Origin of the sequence: Moorena sp. SIO4A1 (assembly GCF_010672065.1) — a bacterium.
Lineage (GTDB): Bacteria > Cyanobacteriota > Cyanobacteriia > Cyanobacteriales > Coleofasciculaceae > Moorena.
Genome location: NZ_JAAHHX010000811.1, coordinates 1 through 1,300, shown reverse-complemented (window position 1 = coordinate 1,300; position 1,300 = coordinate 1). Strand labels below are relative to the sequence as shown.

The 1,300-nt window shown below is 37.2% G+C and carries 2 protein-coding genes; both read right to left on the bottom strand.

Annotation, left to right across the window (positions count from 1 at the left end; all coding sequences use genetic code 11):
• On the bottom strand, positions 1-878 hold an 878-nt coding region (locus F6K53_RS43110; RefSeq protein WP_293086817.1), incomplete at its 3' end, for an MATE family efflux transporter.
• A gap of 20 nt (positions 879-898) precedes the next feature.
• Entirely contained in the window at positions 899-1,138 is a 240-nt protein-coding gene (locus F6K53_RS43105) for a hypothetical protein (protein ID WP_293086815.1), read from the bottom strand.
• Positions 1,139-1,300 lie beyond the last annotated feature (162 nt).

Below are 1,300 nucleotides of genomic sequence, written 5' to 3'. Positions count from 1 at the left end.
AAACCAATAAAGTATCCATCAAACATAAAAGCAATAGCATTAAATATAAGAAGTGGAAGTAACCAAAAAACATATATTTTAATTTCGTAAATAATTTCCAGATGATTAGTTAAAATTATAAATACAGTATGAGGAAACCCGATGGAAATACCAGCAAAAATTAGTGCGAATAAAACTCCCGTTCCTACTGTAACTCCAACTAAAGAAGGTAAGCGATCGCGTTTTCCACGACCTACAAAATTTCCTGTTAGGGTTTCTGCGGCTAATCCAAAACCCTCAATAAAAGAGATCGTAAACAAAAACACTTCGATCATTAAGGCATTTGCTGCTAAAATCTGCGTTCCCATTGCCGCACTGATATTGGTAAAAATAACAAGGCTGGCTCGATTGCTTAAAATCTTAATAAAAGTATCTCGATTAACAGCAAAAACGGTTTTAAATCCTGAACGCTGCCAAATGCAATGACTTAACTGATGAATTTCTTGGAATCGAACATCCTGACTGACAAATAAGATTCCCACCAATAAGGTTAAGTATTGACTCAAACAAGCAGAAAAACCTGCTCCCATACTGCCCCAATGCCATTTAAAAATGGCAAAATAATTTTTGATTATTTTGCCTAAATTGCCAATGATTGTTATCACTAGCACCTTACCACTCATTTCTTTTCCTAATAACCAACCGATCACGACTAAGTTAAGTGCCACTGCGGGAGCACCCCAAATACGGGCATTAAAATAAGCAATACCAGAAGATTTAACTTCATCAGGAGCATCGAGTATAAGAAACCAAATTTTCTCGATAGGATATTGTAAAATAACAATTAATATACCCAGTACCAACCCTATCAATCCATTACGTAAACCCACTAATAACATGGCTTCGCGGTCATCTTTGCCTACAGCTTGAGCCGTCGCTCCCGTTCCATCCGCAAGAAGTGTAAAAGTCGGTAAAGATAGGTAAACAAAACCGTTGCGACTGCAACTCCTGCTAAGTGACGAATTTCTGTCAGATGTCCCAGGAAAGCAACGCTGACCAAGCCCGATAAGGGAATCATGATATTGGAGAGGGTATTAATGACCGCAAGCCTGTAGAAGCGGGGGAGAAGACTGTCTGAGTTTAAGCGGGCAAGTTTCATCGGCTCAACTATCAACTTTATTGGTATTTTTAAGAGTAAATATTAACAAAAATTCAGCTTAATTTAAAAAAACAATTATGGGATTTAAAAAATTCCACTTTCTATGAAACACAGGATAGAAAGACAACTCAGATCAAGAACAATTCTGATAACTGGTCAAGA